19 protein-coding genes are annotated in these 19,409 nt (G+C 36.0%); 16 read left to right on the top strand and 3 right to left on the bottom strand.

Annotation, left to right across the window (positions count from 1 at the left end; genetic code table 11):
* Positions 1-254: 254 nt before the first annotated feature.
* The 3 genes from AACV01_RS06410 (at position 255) to groL (ending at position 2,923) form a co-directional block, all read left to right on the top strand.
* Entirely contained in the window at positions 255-761 is a 507-nt protein-coding gene (locus tag AACV01_RS06410; RefSeq protein WP_004245719.1) for an FxsA family protein, read from the top strand.
* Between the two features lie 169 nt (positions 762-930).
* Positions 931-1,224 (top strand): co-chaperone GroES, encoded by a 294-nt coding sequence (locus AACV01_RS06415; protein WP_004249265.1) that lies wholly within the window; start codon positions 931-933, stop codon positions 1,222-1,224.
* A gap of 52 nt (positions 1,225-1,276) precedes the next feature.
* The gene (gene groL, locus AACV01_RS06420; RefSeq protein WP_004245716.1) at positions 1,277-2,923 is read left to right on the top strand and encodes a chaperonin GroEL; all 1,647 of its coding nucleotides are present in this window, start codon (positions 1,277-1,279) and stop codon (positions 2,921-2,923) included.
* A gap of 97 nt (positions 2,924-3,020) precedes the next feature.
* On the opposite strand, the gene AACV01_RS06425 is transcribed toward groL, so the two are convergent.
* Positions 3,021-3,494 (bottom strand): hypothetical protein, encoded by a 474-nt coding sequence (locus AACV01_RS06425; RefSeq protein ID WP_004249266.1) that lies wholly within the window; start codon positions 3,492-3,494, stop codon positions 3,021-3,023.
* A 368-nt stretch (positions 3,495-3,862) separates the two neighbouring features.
* On the opposite strand from AACV01_RS06425, the gene AACV01_RS06430 reads away from it, so the two are divergent.
* Positions 3,863-4,207: a DUF4156 domain-containing protein gene (locus tag AACV01_RS06430; protein ID WP_004245715.1), complete on the top strand. Its 345-nt coding sequence runs from the start codon at positions 3,863-3,865 to the stop codon at positions 4,205-4,207.
* Between the two features lie 108 nt (positions 4,208-4,315).
* On the opposite strand, the gene AACV01_RS06435 is transcribed toward AACV01_RS06430, so the two are convergent.
* On the bottom strand, positions 4,316-4,954 hold the full coding sequence (locus tag AACV01_RS06435; RefSeq protein WP_046334527.1) for an NAD(P)H-binding protein: 639 nt from the start codon (positions 4,952-4,954) through the stop codon (positions 4,316-4,318).
* Positions 4,955-6,077: 1,123 nt separating this feature from the next.
* On the opposite strand from AACV01_RS06435, the gene AACV01_RS06440 reads away from it, so the two are divergent.
* From AACV01_RS06440 to AACV01_RS06475, 8 genes are all read left to right on the top strand, one after another.
* Positions 6,078-6,641 carry a fimbrial protein gene (locus tag AACV01_RS06440; RefSeq protein WP_046334457.1) on the top strand — a complete coding sequence of 188 codons (564 nt, stop codon included), beginning with the start codon at positions 6,078-6,080 and terminating at the stop codon, positions 6,639-6,641.
* Positions 6,642-6,734: 93 nt separating this feature from the next.
* Positions 6,735-7,433 carry a fimbrial biogenesis chaperone gene (locus AACV01_RS06445; protein WP_004249271.1) on the top strand — a complete coding sequence of 233 codons (699 nt, stop codon included), beginning with the start codon at positions 6,735-6,737 and terminating at the stop codon, positions 7,431-7,433.
* On the top strand, positions 7,411-7,986 hold the full coding sequence (locus AACV01_RS06450) for a fimbrial protein (protein WP_004245711.1): 576 nt from the start codon (positions 7,411-7,413) through the stop codon (positions 7,984-7,986). Before AACV01_RS06445 ends, AACV01_RS06450 begins: the two co-directional genes overlap by 23 nt.
* A gap of 2 nt (positions 7,987-7,988) precedes the next feature.
* Complete coding sequence (locus tag AACV01_RS06455; RefSeq protein ID WP_004245710.1) at positions 7,989-8,546, top strand: fimbrial protein; 558 nt, start codon at positions 7,989-7,991, stop codon at positions 8,544-8,546.
* Between the two features lie 7 nt (positions 8,547-8,553).
* Entirely contained in the window at positions 8,554-9,270 is a 717-nt protein-coding gene (locus AACV01_RS06460) for a fimbrial biogenesis chaperone (RefSeq protein ID WP_012368423.1), read from the top strand.
* A gap of 4 nt (positions 9,271-9,274) precedes the next feature.
* Positions 9,275-10,090, top strand: a complete 816-nt coding sequence (locus AACV01_RS06465) for a fimbrial biogenesis chaperone (protein ID WP_004249275.1) — start codon at positions 9,275-9,277, stop codon at positions 10,088-10,090.
* Positions 10,091-10,133: 43 nt separating this feature from the next.
* Complete coding sequence (locus AACV01_RS06470; RefSeq protein ID WP_046334460.1) at positions 10,134-12,677, top strand: fimbria/pilus outer membrane usher protein; 2,544 nt, start codon at positions 10,134-10,136, stop codon at positions 12,675-12,677.
* A 186-nt stretch (positions 12,678-12,863) separates the two neighbouring features.
* Positions 12,864-13,391: a hypothetical protein gene (locus AACV01_RS06475; RefSeq protein ID WP_234410665.1), complete on the top strand. Its 528-nt coding sequence runs from the start codon at positions 12,864-12,866 to the stop codon at positions 13,389-13,391.
* A 140-nt stretch (positions 13,392-13,531) separates the two neighbouring features.
* Here the strand turns inward: AACV01_RS06475 and epmB are convergent, their stop codons facing one another.
* Positions 13,532-14,560, bottom strand: a complete 1,029-nt coding sequence (gene epmB / locus AACV01_RS06480; RefSeq protein WP_004249278.1) for an EF-P beta-lysylation protein EpmB — start codon at positions 14,558-14,560, stop codon at positions 13,532-13,534.
* Between the two features lie 43 nt (positions 14,561-14,603).
* On the opposite strand from epmB, the gene efp reads away from it, so the two are divergent.
* From efp to hyfB, 4 genes are all read left to right on the top strand, one after another.
* Positions 14,604-15,170, top strand: coding sequence for an elongation factor P (gene efp, locus AACV01_RS06485; RefSeq protein ID WP_004245698.1), 567 nt, complete (start codon positions 14,604-14,606; stop codon positions 15,168-15,170).
* An 881-nt stretch (positions 15,171-16,051) separates the two neighbouring features.
* Entirely contained in the window at positions 16,052-16,528 is a 477-nt protein-coding gene (locus AACV01_RS06490) for an RpiB/LacA/LacB family sugar-phosphate isomerase (protein WP_004249279.1), read from the top strand.
* A gap of 237 nt (positions 16,529-16,765) precedes the next feature.
* Positions 16,766-17,386 (top strand): 4Fe-4S dicluster domain-containing protein, encoded by a 621-nt coding sequence (locus AACV01_RS06495; RefSeq protein WP_004245695.1) that lies wholly within the window; start codon positions 16,766-16,768, stop codon positions 17,384-17,386.
* A 1-nt stretch (position 17,387) separates the two neighbouring features.
* A complete protein-coding gene (gene hyfB / locus AACV01_RS06500; RefSeq protein WP_004250169.1) occupies positions 17,388-19,403 on the top strand; it encodes a hydrogenase 4 subunit B in 2,016 nt (671 codons plus the stop codon).
* Positions 19,404-19,409 lie beyond the last annotated feature (6 nt).

Genomic DNA, 19,409 nt, shown 5'->3' on the forward strand with positions numbered 1-19,409 from the left:
TCGGGTTGTAAGCAAATACCTTTAAGCTGGATCACTTTATAAGTAAATAACGCTGAATTATTTTCTTTTTGTGATCTATCTCATGGATTTTACAGTTCTACTTCTCTTTTTATGCTCCCTTGAAAAGGAGGATTAGGCTCCCCATTATTATGTAGATAAACTAAGAAAAAGCGAGTGTATAAGCTGTTAGCTTAGAGGTGGTTCACACTCCTTTCTATTAATAATATGAATCTTTTTTATAAAAGGAGAACCAAGTGCGTTGGCTCCCATTAATTGTTATCTGCCTTCTTATTTATATAGAAGCTGTGATTTTTGTGCATGTTGCCTCTTCAATTGGCGTTCTTACAACCCTATTCCTAGTGGTACTGACTTCTTGTGTCGGGATCTCTTTGGTCAAAAATCAAGGTGTGAAAAATATTGCTTCAATGCAACAAAAATTAGCCATGGGAGAAGTGCCTGCGGCTGAAATGGTGAAAAGCGTTTCGTTGGTGTTGGCAGGGATTTTGTTATTGATCCCTGGCTTCTTTACTGATTTCCTCGGCTTACTTTTATTGTTACCCCCATTACAAGCGCTATTGGTAACAAAACTGATTACGCGTATCAAAATTTATACCCCCGGACAGGGCGGAAATGGCTTTTCTTCCCATCAAGGTGGGAGTACTTTTGAAGGTGAATATCAACGTAAAGAAGATTCACCTAGTAAGCAACTGAATAATAAGGATGAACATCAGGATAATGACCATTTTTCTGATAAAAAATAATTAACTATAAGCATAATCATCTAAAAAGGGGATTTTTTGAAAAAAAACACTTTTCTCCCCCTTGAAGTTTTATTGGATGCCCCCACTTGTATCGTCATGGTACTGGTTCATCTTAGGCACTGGTATCAACCTTAATCCTGATATGGACTTTTTTATAGGAGATCTATTAATGAAGATTCGTCCATTACATGACCGTGTTATTGTTAAACGTAAAGAAGTCGAAGCTAAATCAGCAGGTGGTATCGTACTGACTGGCTCTGCAGCGGGTAAATCAACTCGTGGCGAAATCTTAGCAGTTGGTAACGGCCGTATTATGGAAAACGGTGAAGTCAAACCACTCGATGTTAAAGTTGGCGATATCGTAATTTTTAACGATGGTTATGGTGTTAAATCAGAAAAAATTGATAACGAAGACGTGCTTATCATGTCTGAAAGCGACATTTTAGCAATTGTAGAAGCATAATTTTTCTCTTTTAAGATCTTCTTAAACTGAACGAATTCAAAGGAAATATACGATGGCAGCTAAAGACGTCAAATTCGGTATAGACGCTCGTAATAAAATGTTACGTGGTGTTAATGTTCTTGCAGATGCAGTTAAAGTAACTTTAGGCCCTAAAGGTCGTAACGTTGTTTTAGATAAATCTTTCGGTGCACCTGTTATCACTAAAGACGGTGTTTCTGTTGCCCGTGAAATCGAATTAGAAGATAAATTCGAGAATATGGGTGCTCAGATGGTGAAAGAAGTTGCTTCTAAAGCTAATGATGCGGCAGGTGACGGTACTACAACTGCAACAGTGTTAGCACAAGCAATTATCGCCGAAGGCTTAAAAGCAGTTGCCGCTGGCATGAACCCTATGGATCTGAAACGCGGTATCGATAAAGCCGTTGTGGGCGCAGTAGAAGAACTGAAAAAACTGTCTGTTCCATGTTCAGATACTAAAGCTATTGCTCAAGTAGGTACTATTTCTGCTAACTCTGATGAAACCGTTGGTACTCTGATTGCTCAAGCAATGGAAAAAGTGGGTAAAGAAGGTGTCATCACTGTAGAAGAAGGTACTGGCTTAGAAGATGAGCTGGATGTTGTTGAAGGTATGCAGTTTGACCGCGGTTACCTGTCTCCTTACTTCATCAACAAACCAGAAACAGGTACAGCTGAGTTAGAAAATCCATTCATCCTATTAGTTGATAAAAAAGTCTCTAATATCCGTGAATTACTTCCTGTTTTAGAAGGTGTTGCTAAAGCAAACAAACCTCTGCTGATCATTGCAGAAGATGTTGAAGGTGAAGCACTGGCAACATTAGTCGTCAACAACATGCGTGGTATCGTGAAAGTTGCTGCGGTTAAAGCACCAGGTTTTGGTGATCGCCGTAAAGCAATGTTACAAGATATCGCTATTCTAACTAATGGTACTGTGATTTCTGAAGAAATCGGTATGGAGTTAGAAAAAGCAACGCTGGAAGATTTAGGCCAAGCGAAACGTGTTGTTATCAACAAAGATACGACAACCATCATCGATGGTCTGGGTGAACAAGAGGCTATCAGTGGCCGTGTTGCTCAAATTCGTCAACAAATCGAAGATGCAACTTCAGATTACGATCGTGAAAAACTGCAAGAGCGTGTGGCTAAATTAGCTGGCGGTGTTGCGGTAATTAAAGTCGGTGCGGCAACTGAAGTTGAAATGAAAGAAAAACGTGCTCGTGTTGATGATGCTCTGCATGCAACTCGCGCAGCAGTTGAAGAAGGCGTTGTTGCTGGTGGTGGTACTGCACTTGTTCGCGTTGCTAATGCGCTGCGTGAAATGACAGGTGATAACGAAGAACAAACAGTTGGTATCCGTGTTGCACTACGTGCAATGGAAGCGCCAATGCGTCAAATCGTTGCTAACGCAGGTGAAGAGCCTTCTGTGGTAGTTAACGATGTGAAAGCAGGCCAAGGTAACTACGGTTATAACGCTGCAACAGAAGCTTATGGCGATATGATTGAAATGGGTATCTTAGATCCAACTAAAGTGACTCGTTCTGCTCTGCAATTCGCAGCTTCTATCGCAGGTCTGATGATCACCACTGAAGCTATGGTGACAGATTTACCTAAAGACGAAAAAATGGATTTAGGTGCTGCTGGTGGAATGGGCGGCATGGGTGGAATGGGCGGCATGATGTAATTCATCAGCTAGCTGTTTTACACCAAAAACCCGAGCTTAGGCTCGGGTTTTTTTACATAATAAGTCGTTCTGGCTGTTTATATCATTTTTATTGTCTTTAACAGAAACCGAAGATATTACCTAGCAGCCATATAAGAAGTAATATGGTAACAATACTAGCAATGCTTGTTGCAACATACATTAAAAGAGAAATAGACAGGATACTTCCATTAAGTGCTAATGCTATCCGACAAGAGTATTTATTTTCATGTCGAATAAATGAAATTGCAGTAAAAATAATCCCTAATACACTCAGAACTAAACCAATTTGTTTGATTTGTTCCATCCGATTTAACAATTTTTGCCTCTGTTCTGCCTCGATATCTATAGAAGCAGCTTGATAAGTTTTCCCTTTTATCGCATCAACGACTGATTTTTTTAAGCTACTCACTTTTTCATGGACGATTTGTTCTAGTTTGGGGCTCATTTGAACATATTCGCGCTCCAAACTTTGATTAATCAAAATAGTAAAAATACTCAGTACACCAACGATGATAGCAATAATGTTAAATTTGTTATTGAGCCAGTACATAATGATTTAATGTTCCCTATTATTTAAGTATCAAAAAATAATTTCTATCAATGGCCTATTACCTGATTATGCCATTAAAGCAGAGGACTAGGCTAAGAACGTCGACCAAATAATGTGCCCAGTCTCGCACTGTGGTGTCTGAAAAGCACACAATATGTTTTAAAAGCCGCAAAGCGGTGTAAAATAAATAGATATTGCTTTGTCTATCTTAAAGCTAAATCATTAAGTCAAAATAAGTAACAAGTGGAAATAACCTCTTAAGACTATAGGCTAATGTAAGATAGTGATGATTTATTTTTGCGCTTAAGAGGAGTGACAGGGTATATTGTTGTCATGACTAAACGGACACTCAAAGAAATGAGGGGATCATGCGAATTAAATTGTTATTGGGAGCCACTGCAGCGTTGTTGTTAGCAGGCTGTTCTGCAACAAATACATTGACCAGTGCAGGTTCACAGGTACAAATTACTGATACGCAACCAGGCAGCGAGTGCCAGTTATTAGGCACAGTAACCGGCGTTCAGAATAATTGGTTATCAGGCTCTCGTACTGAAAGCCAATCACTACGTGGTGCTGCTAATGATTTACGCAACAAAGCAGCCGCTATGGGTGGTAATGTTATTTTTAATGTTGGTACAGGTGCAGGTAGCATTGTCGATAGCTTTGCGCCACTAGATAGCAAAATGAGTGGACAAGTTTATAAATGTCAGTAACAAATAATGGTTGTGTACATTGATAAGCTAGCTCGTGACTAACACATCTGGCCCTAATGTTTATCAGGGTCAGATTGTTTTTTATCAAAATCAGTAAACTAATCGTTTCTAAATTCGACTGAGGGCTGTTTTAATCGCCTCGTCACCATCTAATATAGGAATGCATTTTTTAAATGTATTCGGCTTATCTAGTATCTCTGCTAATGTTGCCGCGACATTATCAATAGTGATTTCACCTTTTGTAGCATTATCTTCCAATTTGGTCGTAATTTTATATGTGCCTTGTTTTTCAGTTAAATAGCCTGCTTGAACAAGGGTGAAATCTAACTGGGTACGATCCCGTAAGTAGAGGTCGGCAAAATATTTAGCGGTAAAATAATCAATTAATTCAGTCCATTTATCAGGTGATAATGAATTAATCGCACTGAGCATAATATATCTTTTTATTCCTTTTTTTTCTGCTGCTTGCATCGTTTTAACAGCACCGTGTAAATCAACTTGTAATAAATCCTTTCCTCGGGAGCCTGCCGTAAAATAGATAGCCTCTAAATTGTCTGGCAATAAATCGGTGATGGATGATAACGGCTTTGTTATGTCCAATTCAATTTCATGGTACTGTGAGGGATGATGTACTGATGTGTTGGATAATTTTCGGGTTGTACCTATGACATGATGACCTTCGGCAAGTAATATTTCGATTAAACGCTGACCTACTCGACCTTTAGCGCCAATGACGAGAATATTCATATTTCCTCCATTCAAATCTCAATTTTGTATTTGAAGCTCCTCTTTACACTGAACTTAATTTTAAAACTTATTTTTTAATCAGGTAAATTATGTACCGTAAAAAACTATCATTTAATGATTGTTACTATAAGCATAGTAGGATTTTTTTAGAGCCAAATGAAAATAATAAAATAAATTAAAAAATAAAATTCTACTAGGATAGATAATTATATGACTAATAGATAGTTTTAATAAGTGATAGTATTTAATTTATATTAAATGAGAAGCACATATTAATATTTTCATAGTGATACTATCATGATGTTCTATCATATTTGCCATAATAAAAATACTTATATATCAATGCGGATAGATGTTGATTGTTTTTTATTGTAATTTCAATAGATAAAATTAAAAAAATATCATAATTAGATTATCTATATAAGATATTTTATATAAGTGTCATAAAAGTAAATTAATAAATTATAAGAAATAACAAAATACGACTATTTAAATTGGAGCGGTTTGTTTTTTATTATTTATTTATAATCAATAAAAGATAATCTAATTAATATTTATCAGGAGGTTATTTTAATAAAAAACAAAATTGAAACTATAACAAGTTGTTTTTAAAGATTATTTTTTATTTTGTCGCATGTATATAATGTAAATTTATATATAAGTAAATGTAATTTTTTCTATTGTGGTTGCTTTACTTTCCCCAATTCAAAGAATATACTGATTTAAGAATTAATATTTCTCATTAAGTTTTTAACTTGGCTTAAAATAATATTTTAATATGGTGAGATTTAATTATGTGATTTAAATGACTCCGCTGTTTTTTCAAAAAATATATTATGCTTACTTTATACAGTGAGTGGGTATATATATATTTGATGTTTCTGTGATTTCAATGTTTATTTTTGTCATTTTTCTGATGAGCTAAAAATAAATACTGAGAAATGCAACATTATATGATGTTATTTTTGATATAAAGTTAGTTTTATTAATGGGTTATAAACAATCGTTGTAAGGATCAATATCATTTATATAGTAAGGATCACATGTTGGCTTAGTACAATACGTTGGGTCTAAATTATTACGATATTGATAATTTTTAGATTATTTTATAAGAGAAGTTAATATGAAATTCAATAAATTAGGCGTAATGGTTGCTGGTGCACTTCTTATGGGTTCTTTATCAACTCAAGTTATGGCCGCTAAAAACGCAGATGTTACATTTTCTGCACGTTTAGTTGCAGCAACTTGTGATATCAGCGCAAGCCAAGATCGTGTTGATTTAGGTACTTATGCAACTGCTGATATTCAAAACATTAACCAAGCTGTATCTGAAAAAGATTTCAACTTAGTGTTAAACAACTGTACTAAGATTGGTAAACCAGCTGAAGGTGAAGATCCTGCTGTAACTGTATCTAATATTGAATTATTAGCAAGCGGTAATGGCCTAGTTGGTAATGAGCAATTATTTGCTAGCGCTGGTGCAACTCAAGCTGGTATCAAGTTAACTGCAATGAACTCTGTAGTACTGAAACCAAATGAGTCAACAGAACTGCAAAACTTAAAAGCAGAAGGTGAAGGTAACCTGATTATTCCTATGAAAGCAGGTTTATTTGCTACAGAAACTGGTGACTCACTGAAAGCACAAGATATTAATGTTCCAGTAACCTTTAGTGTTGCTTATAACTAATATTAGTATGTTATGGGAAAGGAATTTATTCCTTTTCCATAATTTTGGTTTACTACTCATAGTAAAGTTGCAGTGCAATAAGGTGATAGGCAGATGGTAAACAAAATACGCTTTTTTCAATATATTTCGTTGTGTGTTTTAGGAGTATTATTTTTATCATTTCAGGTTCAAGCCGGTGTCGGTTTAAGCCAGACTCGTATTATTATTAATGGGGATACTAATACAGCCTCTATTAGCGCTAGAAATAATAATGCACAACCTTATTTAGTCTCTAACTTTATAACCGAAAAACTGGATACCTCATCACCACCTTTGAGTGGTATGTTTGTTATTACTCCAAACATTTTCAGGTTAGCTCCGGAAAGTGAAAATACAATAAAAATTCAAATAATACCAACAAATCTTCCTAAAGATAGAGAATCACTTTATTACTTCCACTCGCGAAATATTCCATCAACAAATAAAAATGAAGATGGGATAAAAATAGCGATGGAAAATATTATCAAGGTATTTTATCGCCCTATTAATTTAGCGATAAACCCAAAAGAAGCCGGTGATAAATTAGTTGTAAAAGCAACGCCTAATGGGATCAGTATTGAGAACCCTACGCCTTATTATATTAATCTTTTTAAGATTACCGTTAAAAATGAAACGATAAAATTAAATAAAATTAATAATATGATAGAACCATTTTCTTCTAAAAACTATGTGGTAAGTAATAAAACAGGTGCTGTTAATATTCATATTATCAATGATTTAGGCGGAGAAAGTGTCTACAATAAAAAACTTTAAAAGAACAGTATTGTTAGCGATGATGGTGTATGCAGTAAACTGTCAATCCGCAAATAATGGTACTCTCAACTTTTCTGCTAATGTAACACGTGGCACTTGTGAATTTAGCGATAGTAATGAGCTGAGTAAACATGTCTCATTTGAACAGTTTTTTACTATTGGTGATGCAGAAGACACACCAATAAAGGCGCCTATTAAAGGTAGTCTCGGCACTAAGCAATTTACTTATCTTATCGATTGTAAAGAGTACGAACCTGATAGTGAGAAAAAAATCACGATTAATGTAAAAACAGGCGCGAATACTGAATATTCAGATCAGGTTTTTTATGGAAAAGGCGATACGACTCAAACAGGTTTTTTAGTAAAAGGTTGTCTTGAAGGTGAAAATGCGAGTTGCCAAATTCTAGAAAACAATAAAAAGTTATCTTTTTCTTCTCACTCTAATTCAGCGATAAGTATTAACTACATCGTCGATTTTGTTAGACGCAACAATAATAAAATGACACCTGGTGATTCAACGGCGACTATTTTATTTGAATATATTCAGGATTAATTATGCAGACAAAAAAAGTGTCAATATTAATAGTTAGTCTTTGTTTATTATTGACGAGTTGGGCTTCAGTTGCAGCGCAATCAGTGAAATATAATTTTTCAGTCGTTTTTCTCGCTAAAACGTGTGAAATTGTTGTTCCAGATAATATTACTTTCACTAGTGGTGAAGGGGCTAGTTCTGTTAGTGCTAATGACATAAAAAATAATAAAATTAGTCAACAGATCCCTATCTCGTTAACTAATTGCTCAACAAGTTCTTTAAGTGGAACGAGCGTTTATATATCTCAAGGTGTTACTTTAACCGGAACTCGAGATTTTTTTAATAACAATGTTTCTGGGTCATTTGGTGTTCAACTTACAGACGACAGTGGTAGTAAAACATATAAAGTAAATAATAGCTCTGTTTTTAAACCTTCTGATGATTCTGTTGTGTGGGATAATATAACCTCAGAAAGCTCGACTAAATCATTAACAGCAAAGTTGCGTTGTCAAAAAGAGGGATGTACTCCAGAGGTTGGCCCTTTTACGGCAACAGTAGTGCTTAGCTTTTTTTCTGATTGATTAAAATATGAATATATTAAAAACGATTTCATTACTTTTTAGCTGTTTTATTTTTTCTGCATCATATAGTTATGCAGGGCTATCTTTGTCACAAAGTCGCATTATATTTTCTGAGGGAGATAAAAGTCAAAGTGTACAAATAAATAATGATACAGATAATCTTTATTTATCTCAAAATATGATAACGGCTGATTTAGATGGCAAAAAAGATGAGCATTTTATTGTATTGCCACCGTTAAAACGATTAGAGCCTCAGTCATCGGTTTCTATAAAAATTTTACCACGCTCTTTAGATACATTGCCAAGTGATCGGGAATCACTCTTTTTTTTCACTGCATATTTGATACCTGAAACAAAAAGAGGGCAACAAAATAATAGTGGTGATTTATCACTAAAAATTAATATGGTAACAAAAATTATTATAAAAGGATTTTATCGACCAAATGAATTAGCCATAACATCACTAGATAGTCATGCTAAGAAGATAACCTTTAAAAAAGTAGGTAATAATGTGCAAGTCAATAACCCAACACCTTATTATTTTACGGTATCAAATTTAAAATTCGATGGCAAAAGTTATCAATCAGCAAATGCACCTATGGTTGCGCCATTTTCGTCACTCAATTTAGCTATAGATAAATCAATTAAACAGGTTAGTTGGCAATATATTGATGATTTTGGTGGATTATCAAATACATTTGAAAATAAAATAATAGTGGAGTGACTAAATGTTATCTTTTTTAAGAGGTAGAAAAAAAAATATTATCCAGATAGTCATATTCTGCCTATTTTTTCTATCTTATTCAGTCACATCGAAAGCAGTTGAAAAAATAGAAAACGATACTGTGGATCTAACAGATTTCGGGAAAAATGGTTTTTCTTTTGTAGTAAAAAGATATATCTATCTGGAAAGTGATATAAAAGGTATCTCTATCTCTTTAAAAAATAATAACAATAGTGCTTATTTAATTAATAGCTCTATTTTATTTAATGATGATGATAAAAATGTACCTATAGTGAATAAAGATCGTGAAAGAACACCTTTTATGATTTTACCACCTTTGTATCGTTTAGAACCCTCTAGTGAATATAGCTGGAATATTCGTCGTATTAGTGAAGGTTCTAATGATATGGCGTTACCAAAAGACAGAGAAAGCTTATTTTGGATTGCATTTAGAGCAGTTCCTCTTAAGGATAGTAAAATTGAGGAAAAGAAATCTGTATCACTAACGATAACACCTACTTTCTTCTTCAAATTAATTTATAGACCTGAGTCAATAATGGCATTGGAAAATAAAGATGTTATTGATGATGTTATTGTTGAAAAGGTAAATGAGAACATAGTTATAAATAATAAATCACCACTTTATATGACTTTTGAATATTTAAAAGTGGGCGAGGTTGAAATAAAAAATGATGGTAGAGCAATAACGGTAAAACCATTCTCTACAGTATCAGTTGAAGCACCTAAAAATGTTCAAGGAAAGCTGAGTTGGAGATTCAATGATGAAAATTTCTTTATAATAAAAGATAAAGAATATTAACTTAACAATAATTCTTATTTATGGGTGGTCTTTGGGGTGGTTTATGAAACCTATGTTGCATAAAATTCTTTGTATCAATCTTTGTGTTTTATCTGTGGCAATGCCGAAAATCGCATTGTCTGATAATTACTTTGATCCAAATCTTTTACTAAATAATAACGACAATATTGATTTAAGTAATTTCAGCAAAGAAGACTACATTGCACCAGGAGACTATAGTTTAAGTGTTTTTGTTAATACTGAGCCATTAGGTGAAAAGACAATTTTATTTAAAGCAAACAAAGAAGGTAAAGTTGTCCCTGTTGTTACAATCAAAGATTTGAAGCTATTTGGGGTTAATGTTTCAGCGATAAGTAAGCTAAGTCATCTGCCCGAAGATACAGAAATTGATAATATAGAAGCGTATATTCCTAATTCAAGGCTAACCTTTAATATTAATAAATTAACATTAAATGCATCTTTTCCCCAAGTTAATATGGATAAGAGCTTTCAAGGTGAAATTCCCGCAGAATTATTAGATGATGGCGTGAGTGCTGTTATCCTTAATTATATGGCTAACTTTATTAAAAACAGAACGACAGGTGATTATTCAAGCCATAATAACAACTTTTTCTTGAATCTTAATGGTGGTGTAAATATAGGCCCTTGGCGTTTAAGAACAAATTATTCTTATAATAAATCGAGTGGTTCAGATCAGCGTTCTTCAAGTGATTCTGAATTTAGTAATACCTATGTAATGCGAAATATCGCTTATTTAAAATCAATGCTGAAAATTGGTGAAATTACCACTGGAGGGAATATTTTTTCAAGTATTCCGATAAAGGGGATTTCTTTAGCCACTAACCAACAAATGTTACCAAGTAGTATGCGTGGATATGCTCCTGTGGTAAGAGGTTTTGCCAACAGCAATGCAACCGTTACCATTCGTCAAAATGGTCAAATTATCTATAAATCTTTTGTTGCTCCTGGGAATTTTATTATTAATGATATTTCCGCCGGCGGTATTGGTGGGGACCTTGAAATAACCATTGAAGAAGAAGATGGCTCTAAGCGTGTATATACACAAGCCTATTCATCGCTGCCTATCATGTTGCGTGAAGGGCAATTTGAGTATGAGTTTAGTGCGGGGCAATATGATGGTGGTATCACGACAGATTCCAAAAAAAGTAAATTTGCTTTAGGAACGTTTAGTTATGGTATCAATAACTCAATCACTGCATACGGTGGTTTATTAATTGCCAATGGTTATACCTCTGGTGTTATCGGTTCGGGTGTTTCTCTTGGGTTATTAGGTGCCTTATCTGCGGACGTCACTCTCGCCAGAGCTAATTTGGATAAAACTTATCACGGTCAATCATATCGGGTTCGTTATTCTAAGAGTTTATTATCTACAGGGACTTCGTTTGATTTAACCGCATTACGTTATTCAACTAAAGATTACTATGACTTTAGTGATTACAATAACTCAGGTTATGAATTGCGAGAAGGTATTGCACCTTGGTTAAGCCAACGTCAGAAATCTAGTTTTCAAACCTCAATTTCACAATCATTAGGAAAATACGGTTCCATGTATCTTCGTGGTGAAACCAGCCGTTATTGGGGGAATAGCCGTGTTAATAATAGTGTCACATTAGGCTATAACACTGTTCTGAAAGGTATTGCATTTAATATAGATTATTCTATTTCTCGCCTAAAAAGTGATGACAATACATGGCCAGAAAATAGACAAATTAATTTTAATATGAATATGCCACTGAGTGTGTTCTCAAATGCAAGTGGCTTGCAAAATATGAATGCAAGCTATCTTTTGACACATAGCAATGATGGAAGAACTTCGCAACAAGCCGGCTTAAATGGCTCTGCATTTGATAATCAACTTTCTTATGGTATCTACCAGAATACAGATAACAAGGCAGATAGTTATAGTGGCAATATGAATATGAGTTATTCAGGAAGTAAAGGAACGCTTTCTGGGGGTTATAGCTATGGGAAAAATAGAAATAGCTTTAATGGTAGCCTTATTGGTGGTGTTGTTCTGCACTCAAAAGGAGTGACATTATCAAGGATGTTAGGTGACAGTATTGCCATAGTGAGCGCAGATAAAGCAAAGGGCGCAGAAATCAATGGAAATGTGAAAATAGATACATTTGGTAATGCTATTGTCCCTCAATTAAGTCCTTATGATACAAACAGTATTAGCGTAAATGTCAGCACATTACCTGATGATGTGACACTTAATGAAACGTCAATGAAAGTCTATCCAACCGAAGGGGCTATTTTAGCAAGACAATTTCAAACTAAAGTGGGTTATCAGGTTATTTTTGATATAAAAACAGCGGAAAATATAGCGATACCTTTTGGTGCAATGGCTTCTTTGACAGATGAAAAAGATAAACAGGTAAATACCGGTATTATCGATGCCTATCAATCTCTTTATATGAGTGGGTTACCCAATGATGGGAATGTCGTGGTGACTTGGAATAACAATACGGGCAAACATTCATGTCAATTTAGTTATTCAGAGCTTGAAAAGATTGAAGTATCACAACAAAACCCAATAAGAATGGTGACCGTTAATTGTCAATAATTTTTATAATTATTAAGTTAAACAAGGTGATAACCAGCAATGCTGTTATGTAAAGGCAAAGAGTAATGACGTTCCCGCAAATAAAAAAATGTATGGTTACTTTCTATTGGCACTATCAGTGGATATTCAGTTTACGCTATTGGTGCGTTAGAGCCGGGAAATTATAGTCTAGCCAGAGATCATTCTTTGCAATTTAATGTAGCTATTAGTTCTGGATTTTCAATTGATGCTAGGCCTTATTTTTTAGATTCTAGTACAAAGATAACAGTCCATGCATTAAAAGCCTGCGATGTGACGCCACAAACAGCAACATCGATTAACTACCGTAGTCAAATAGCACAAAATTTTGCTACACCGACTAAACTCGATGAGAATATTGCCAGTATAAATGTTGATTGTCCCTATGCTGGGAATGTACATATTACATTAAGACCGTTTAATACCTTAGTCAAAGGCAGTAATACGGGAATGGAATTAACCGGCACTAAAGCGCAGGAAAGCGGTTATGTGGTGACTTCGCTAACTAGCCAACAACAAAATACTATTTGTGAACCTAATTCCAGTGATGCGTTAAGTTATGTCGGTAGTAATAAATTAGTTAATGCTATGCCCAAAGTTTTTAATCAAACGTTATATTTTAATCTTTGTGCAAATAGTAATATTCCCGCAGATAGATACTCGGGCAGTGTCGATGTAGCGATTTTAGTCGAGTAATATGCATTAAAGTAATATTGGGCAAATAAGAACGCGATCATTCTTATTTGCTTTTTATGAGGTACTACTATTTTTACCGGATAGGCCTATTGTCTAGGCCAAATAACGGTATTCAATGTTATTTTATAAGTTCCTATCCACTATACTTGTCGTAAGCCTAAATCAAGCAAGGTTTTGCTTGGCTCTCCTCCAATTTCACGCGTGAGTTTAGGAACCATATAGCCAGAGACAAGACTCATTAATGATTTCATTATTTCGCGCGCTTCACTGTCTGGTACCATAAAATGAGCCGCTCCCTGTACTTTATCTAGCACATGAAGGTAATAAGGCATAATGCCTGCGTCAAATAGTGCACGACTTAAATCAGCAAGGGTTTGGGCATTGTCGTTAACCCCTCGCAGTAATACCCCTTGGTTTAATAGCGTAACATGGGCATTTTTTAGTTTTAAGCAAGCTTCTCTTAACGCATCATCAATTTCATTTGCATGATTGATATGCAATACCATAATATTTTGTAAACGTGACTGCTGTAAGCGCTGACATAACCTATGAGTAATACGCGCAGGGATCACCACGGGTAAACGAGAGTGAATACGTAAACGTTTAATGTGGGGGATGGCTTCTAGCTGAGTAATTAACCAATCTAGCTCGTCATCTTTGGCCATTAGCGGATCGCCACCCGAAAAGATGATTTCATCGAGTTTTGGGTTATTTTTGATATACTCTATTGCCTTTTGCCAGTTAGCTTTGTTTCCCTTGTTATCTTCGTAAGGAAAATGGCGTCGGAAACAGTAACGGCAATTGACAGCGCAACCACCTTTGACCAAAAGCAATGCACGATTCTGATATTTATGTAATAAACCCGGCACCGCATTTTGTTGCTCATCTAATGGATCCGTAGAGAATCCCGGCGTTAGGGTAAATTCAGCATGTGCAGTTAATACTTGTAAAAGTAATGGATCGTTAGGATCGCCTTTTTTCATGCGCGCAACGAATTCACGGGGAACCCGTAAAGGAAAAAGTCGTCTCGCCTGAGCACCCCGTTGTAGTTCAGCGTGATGTTCCAGCGCTAAAAGTTGGAGTAATTCAACAGGATCACTGATTGCCTGCGCGAGTTGTGTTAACCAGACTTCTCTGGTGGTGTGATTATGAGTTACAATGTGTGCCATTTTTGGCTATGCCATTTTAAATTAAAAAAGTTAGAGGATATTCATGGCTTCTTATAATACCAACGATTTTCGTTCAGGTCTTAAAATCATGTTAGATGGCGAGCCAGCCGTCATTACTGAATGTGAATTTGTGAAACCAGGTAAAGGTCAGGCATTTGCTCGTGTGCGTCTGCGTAAACTGATTTCTAACAAATTACTGGAAAAAACCTTCAAATCTACTGATTCTGCTGAGGGTGCAGATGTCATGGATATCAACTTAACTTACCTGTACAACGATGGTGAGTTCTGGCATTTCATGAACAACGAAACCTTTGAACAATTAGCTGCAGACGAAAAAGCGGTTGGCGAAAATGCTAAATGGTTGATTGACCAAGCAGAGTGTATCGTTACACTGTGGGATAATCGTCCTATTGCTGTTGTTCCACCAAACTTTGTTGAGTTAGAAATCGTTGATACCGATCCGGGTCTGAAAGGGGATACTGCGGGTACAGGCGGTAAACCAGCAACATTAAGCACTGGCGCTGTGGTTAAAGTACCTCTGTTCGTACAAATCGGTGAAGTGATTAAAGTGGATACGCGTTCTGGTGAATATGTATCACGCGTAAAATAATCATCGCGATTATTTTACCGAACGTTTATACCAATATAAAATACCACATATGCTCTCTTGATTGTGGTATTTTTATTTTATACGCAAAAAATTTGATAAATATAACAAATTATCTTTAAAAAAATTGATTAATTTACTTTAATACGGTGTTTTATAAAATCGTTATATAGATAAGTGATATAATATAAAATCAATATATTATTTCATTCTTTATTTATGCCAAAACAGCATGAGCAATGCCAGATTGGAATTGGTAAAAAATAGCCATTTTTTTACAATGTAGTTGTTGATTATTTTGGTAAAGATAATCCACAGCAATATTTATTTAATTTATTTTGACCTTTCCTTTTAGAGATATTGAAGAATATAGATAAAAACTGTAATCCTGTAATATTATTGATATTTATTTTTATTTTTTTGTACTAGGGAAACTATTTCCAATATAATACTATATCTAAAATATCTCTTTTATTTTTTCTTTTCTTACGTTTCGTTCTTATTTGTCTGATAATTATCACTTTTTATACTGGATTGATGCTTTTTGGTCCTTTTTCTATACGTAAATTCTCTTAAGTGTAAATTCATAATCAGATTAGTATATTATTTTAAAAAAATTTTTTCCTATCTTATAAACACAATTTTATTGTCATTAATTTTTTTTGATTTTCATCAAAAATAAAACCTTATGATTATGATGGTTATTTAAAATTCTCTAAATTGATTACAGAGAAATTTAAAATTTTTGAATATAAATAAAATATTTATCGTCTATACTTTAATAAGTAACAACTCATTGAGTGAGATATTTTTATTTGGTTTTAATGATTATCAATCAGATATCTTTTCTTTGACCATGACTCTCAATTTATTTAGGAGGCGATATGGAACAGAAAATAATTGTTATGGGGGCAGATCCTTCAGGTTATGAGCTTAAAAATGCCGTCAAATCTCATCTACAAGCAAAAAATTACACAATAAAAGATATTACCGAATCAGGGCCTATTGGTTATTGTGATGTTGGTGATAAAGTAGGCGCTATTATTTCAGAACATCCTGAATATATTGGTTTTGTTTTTTGTGGCACAGGGATGGGAGTAAGTATTAGTGCTAATAAACATAAAAATGTTTATTGCGGGGTTTGTGAGAGTGTTACCACTGCGCGTTTTTGTAAAGTGATTAATAATTGCAATATGCTAGCCATGGGGGGTTTACTGATTACTCCCTTTAAAGCCAATATGATGGTAGATGCTTATTTATCTGCAACCTTTACACAAGGGTTTTCTGAAGCGACCCCAGATGATTTACAATGTGGCTTACAGACCATGAAAGAGGTTGAAAAGCGCATTTATACTGACTAATCCCTTTTTTGTAAGCCTGCTTTTGCAGGCTTTTTCAATCATATCACTCTTTCCCACCACTTAAGTGTCAACGTCATAATTGTCGACACGTCATCAAGTAAATTAATTTTTATTTATAACGCATTGATTTTTAACAAAAATAAAATATTGCTGCTCTTGGCATGAAATATGCTTCATCTAGAGAAAAATTAACGACAGTCGTGAGCTGTTAAACGTTTTTCTCGGAGGATGTGGCGAATGAATCGCTTTGTTATTGCAGAGCCACAACGATGCATAGGGTGTAATACCTGTATGGCAGCTTGTTCGGAAGTACACCAAGCTGTGGGATTACAGGCGCATCCGCGTCTTACAGTGGTAAAAGTGGAGGATCAGACCGCCCCGATGCTTTGTCGGCATTGTGAGGATGCTCCTTGTGCTAGTGTGTGCCCAGTCAATGCCATTACTCATGAAGATAATATGATCTTTCTTAATGAGAGCTTGTGTATTGGCTGTAAGTTATGCGGTTTGGTATGTCCTTTTGGTGCGATTACACCATCAGGCAGTAAACCCGTTAACTTACCGGCTGTGTTTGACCATTTTGTGCCTGAAGAGATGCTGGCAGATGTGCCCGCAAGTCTTCCTACTACCAATCCATTCCTTGCATGGAATGCGGGTATTCGCGCAATAGCAGTGAAATGTGACTTGTGTGCTTTCTCAGATGAGGGGCCTGCTTGCGTAAAAGTCTGTCCGACAGATGCCTTACATCTAGTTGAAGAAGATAGCCTTGAAGAGCAGATGAAAGCGCGTCGTTTAGACTCTGTGATGGAACCTATGACAAGTCTTGATGATCTATCTACGTTGACACAGGAGCGCAAGTAATATGGAACCTCTTCAGTTACTGATGTGGTCAATCATCCTGTATGTTGTTGGTGGCGTTATTGCACTGTTTTTAAAGAAACAGGAAGGATTGGCAATCCTAATATCGGGGATCAGCGCAATCATCGGTGGTGTATTAGGTGTTTTGAGCGCATTACCGGTTATTTTAAATGGTGAAACAATCAGTTTTGCTATGGCTGGACCATTTGATTTCGCCGCTTTTGTGGTGCGTATGGATATGCTTGGCGCCTTTATGGTGTTTGTCATTTCTTTACTCGTCACTGTTTGTGCGTTGTATTCACTCTCTTATGTTCAAGAATACAAAGGTCGCGGCGCATGGAGTATGGGATTTTTTATGAATCTCTTTATTGCTTCCATGGTAGGACTGATTGTTATGGATAATGCGTTTTACTTTATTATCCTATTTGAAATGATGTCGTTAGCATCTTGGTTCTTAGTCATCGCTGACCAAGATGACGAATCTATCCACGCCGGTTTACTCTACTTCTTTATCGCTCACGCAGGCTCTGTACTAATCATGATAGCCTTCTTCTTAATGTGGCGTGAAAGCGGTAGTCTTGATTTTGATTCATTCCGTCAACTTTCTCTTTCCCCTGCAATGGCTTCTGTGGTGTTCTTACTGGGCTTCTTCGGATTTGGTGCCAAAGCCGGTATGTTGCCATTACACAGTTGGTTGCCAAAAGCACACCCCGCAGCACCCTCTCACGCTTCAGCATTAATGTCTGGAGTGATGGTGAAAATTGGTATTTTTGGGATCATCAAAGTAGGCATTGATTTATTAGGTGCTTCACAAATGTGGTGGGGAATTGTCGTTCTCGCATTCGGTGCTGTCTCTTCTGTATTAGGGGTTATGTACGCATTAGCAGAGCACGATTTAAAACGTCTACTTGCATGGCACACCGTTGAAAATATCGGCATCATCTTGATGGGCGTGGGAGTTGGCATGGTAGGTATGGCAACCGATCATCCAGTGATTGCCGCTCTCGGTCTGCTTGGTGCGTTATACCACTTATTAAATCACGCGGTATTTAAAGGATTATTGTTCTTAGGTGCCGGAGCCATTATTAATCAAATTCACACTCGTGATATGGATAAGATGGGTGGATTAGCCAAACTAATGCCTTACACTGCAACGGCATTCTTAATTGGTTGTATGGCAATTTCAGCATTACCGCCATTAAATGGTTTTGTGAGTGAGTGGTATACTTATCAATCACTATTTACGATGAGTTACGATGGTAACTTTGTCATGCGCTTAAGTGGTCCTATTGCCATTATTATGTTGGCAATTACTGGGGCATTAGCGGCAATGTGTTTCGTCAAAGTTTATGGCGTCAGTTTTTGCGGTGGCCCACGTAGTGAGCAAGCGACTAAAGCTAAAGAAGTACCGTTGCCAATGACCATTGCTATGGGGTTATTAGCACTTTTCTGTGTTGTATTAGGTGTGGGTGCGGCTTTTGTTGCGCCAATTATTGCCAATATTGCAATGTCACTTAGCGAAACCAGTGCATTAACAGTGACTCAAGGTGCGATATTAGTCCCTGATAGTGCATCACAAGCGATGTTCTCTCCTGCCTTAACATTTATTTTATTAATCGCCTTACCACTAATTCCATTCTTAATTTATCTCGGCTTAAAAGGTGGTCAGCCTGCATTTCGCCGTAAAGGTAATCCATGGGCTTGTGGTTATGTCTGGGAAAAAGACATGGCGGTGTCCGCTGGGGGCTTTACTCAAGCACTACGTAGTATGTTTGCACCACTTTATCGTATGCGTAAACAGCTTGATCCATCACCTTGGCTTTCACGTGGCTTTAATAAAACACAGCGCGGTGCTGAAAAGGTCGAACCATTCTGGGATGAAAGCATTATTTATCCATTGGTTCGTGGTATCCAACGTTTTGCTAAACGTATCCAATGCCTACAAGGCGGCGATTTCAGACTCTATTGTCTATACGTGGTGGCAGCGCTGGTCATCTTGCTTTTAGTTATCGCAGCGTAAGGAGAG

The sequence above is a fragment of the Proteus sp. G2609 genome, assembly GCF_963896135.1.
GTDB lineage: Bacteria > Pseudomonadota > Gammaproteobacteria > Enterobacterales > Enterobacteriaceae > Proteus > Proteus mirabilis.

What these genes read in the sequence shown, in the direction of transcription:
- hyfB (WP_004250169.1), top strand. Translation starts at nt 17,388, where the DNA reads ATGGAACCTCTTCAGTTACTGATGTGGTCAATCATCCTGTATGTTGTT.
- AACV01_RS06495 (WP_004245695.1), top strand. Translation starts at nt 16,766, where the DNA reads ATGAATCGCTTTGTTATTGCAGAGCCACAACGATGCATAGGGTGTAAT.
- AACV01_RS06415 (WP_004249265.1), top strand. Translation starts at nt 931, where the DNA reads ATGAAGATTCGTCCATTACATGACCGTGTTATTGTTAAACGTAAAGAA.
- AACV01_RS06445 (WP_004249271.1), top strand. Translation starts at nt 6,735, where the DNA reads ATGGTAAACAAAATACGCTTTTTTCAATATATTTCGTTGTGTGTTTTA.
- AACV01_RS06455 (WP_004245710.1), top strand. Translation starts at nt 7,989, where the DNA reads ATGCAGACAAAAAAAGTGTCAATATTAATAGTTAGTCTTTGTTTATTA.
- AACV01_RS06430 (WP_004245715.1), top strand. Translation starts at nt 3,863, where the DNA reads ATGCGAATTAAATTGTTATTGGGAGCCACTGCAGCGTTGTTGTTAGCA.
- AACV01_RS06465 (WP_004249275.1), top strand. Translation starts at nt 9,275, where the DNA reads ATGTTATCTTTTTTAAGAGGTAGAAAAAAAAATATTATCCAGATAGTC.
- AACV01_RS06440 (WP_046334457.1), top strand. Translation starts at nt 6,078, where the DNA reads ATGAAATTCAATAAATTAGGCGTAATGGTTGCTGGTGCACTTCTTATG.
- AACV01_RS06470 (WP_046334460.1), top strand. Translation starts at nt 10,134, where the DNA reads ATGAAACCTATGTTGCATAAAATTCTTTGTATCAATCTTTGTGTTTTA.
- AACV01_RS06460 (WP_012368423.1), top strand. Translation starts at nt 8,554, where the DNA reads ATGAATATATTAAAAACGATTTCATTACTTTTTAGCTGTTTTATTTTT.
- efp (WP_004245698.1), top strand. Translation starts at nt 14,604, where the DNA reads ATGGCTTCTTATAATACCAACGATTTTCGTTCAGGTCTTAAAATCATG.
- AACV01_RS06490 (WP_004249279.1), top strand. Translation starts at nt 16,052, where the DNA reads ATGGAACAGAAAATAATTGTTATGGGGGCAGATCCTTCAGGTTATGAG.
- epmB (WP_004249278.1), bottom strand. Translation starts at nt 14,560, where the DNA reads ATGGCACACATTGTAACTCATAATCACACCACCAGAGAAGTCTGGTTA.
- AACV01_RS06435 (WP_046334527.1), bottom strand. Translation starts at nt 4,954, where the DNA reads ATGAATATTCTCGTCATTGGCGCTAAAGGTCGAGTAGGTCAGCGTTTA.
- groL (WP_004245716.1), top strand. Translation starts at nt 1,277, where the DNA reads ATGGCAGCTAAAGACGTCAAATTCGGTATAGACGCTCGTAATAAAATG.
- AACV01_RS06425 (WP_004249266.1), bottom strand. Translation starts at nt 3,494, where the DNA reads ATGTACTGGCTCAATAACAAATTTAACATTATTGCTATCATCGTTGGT.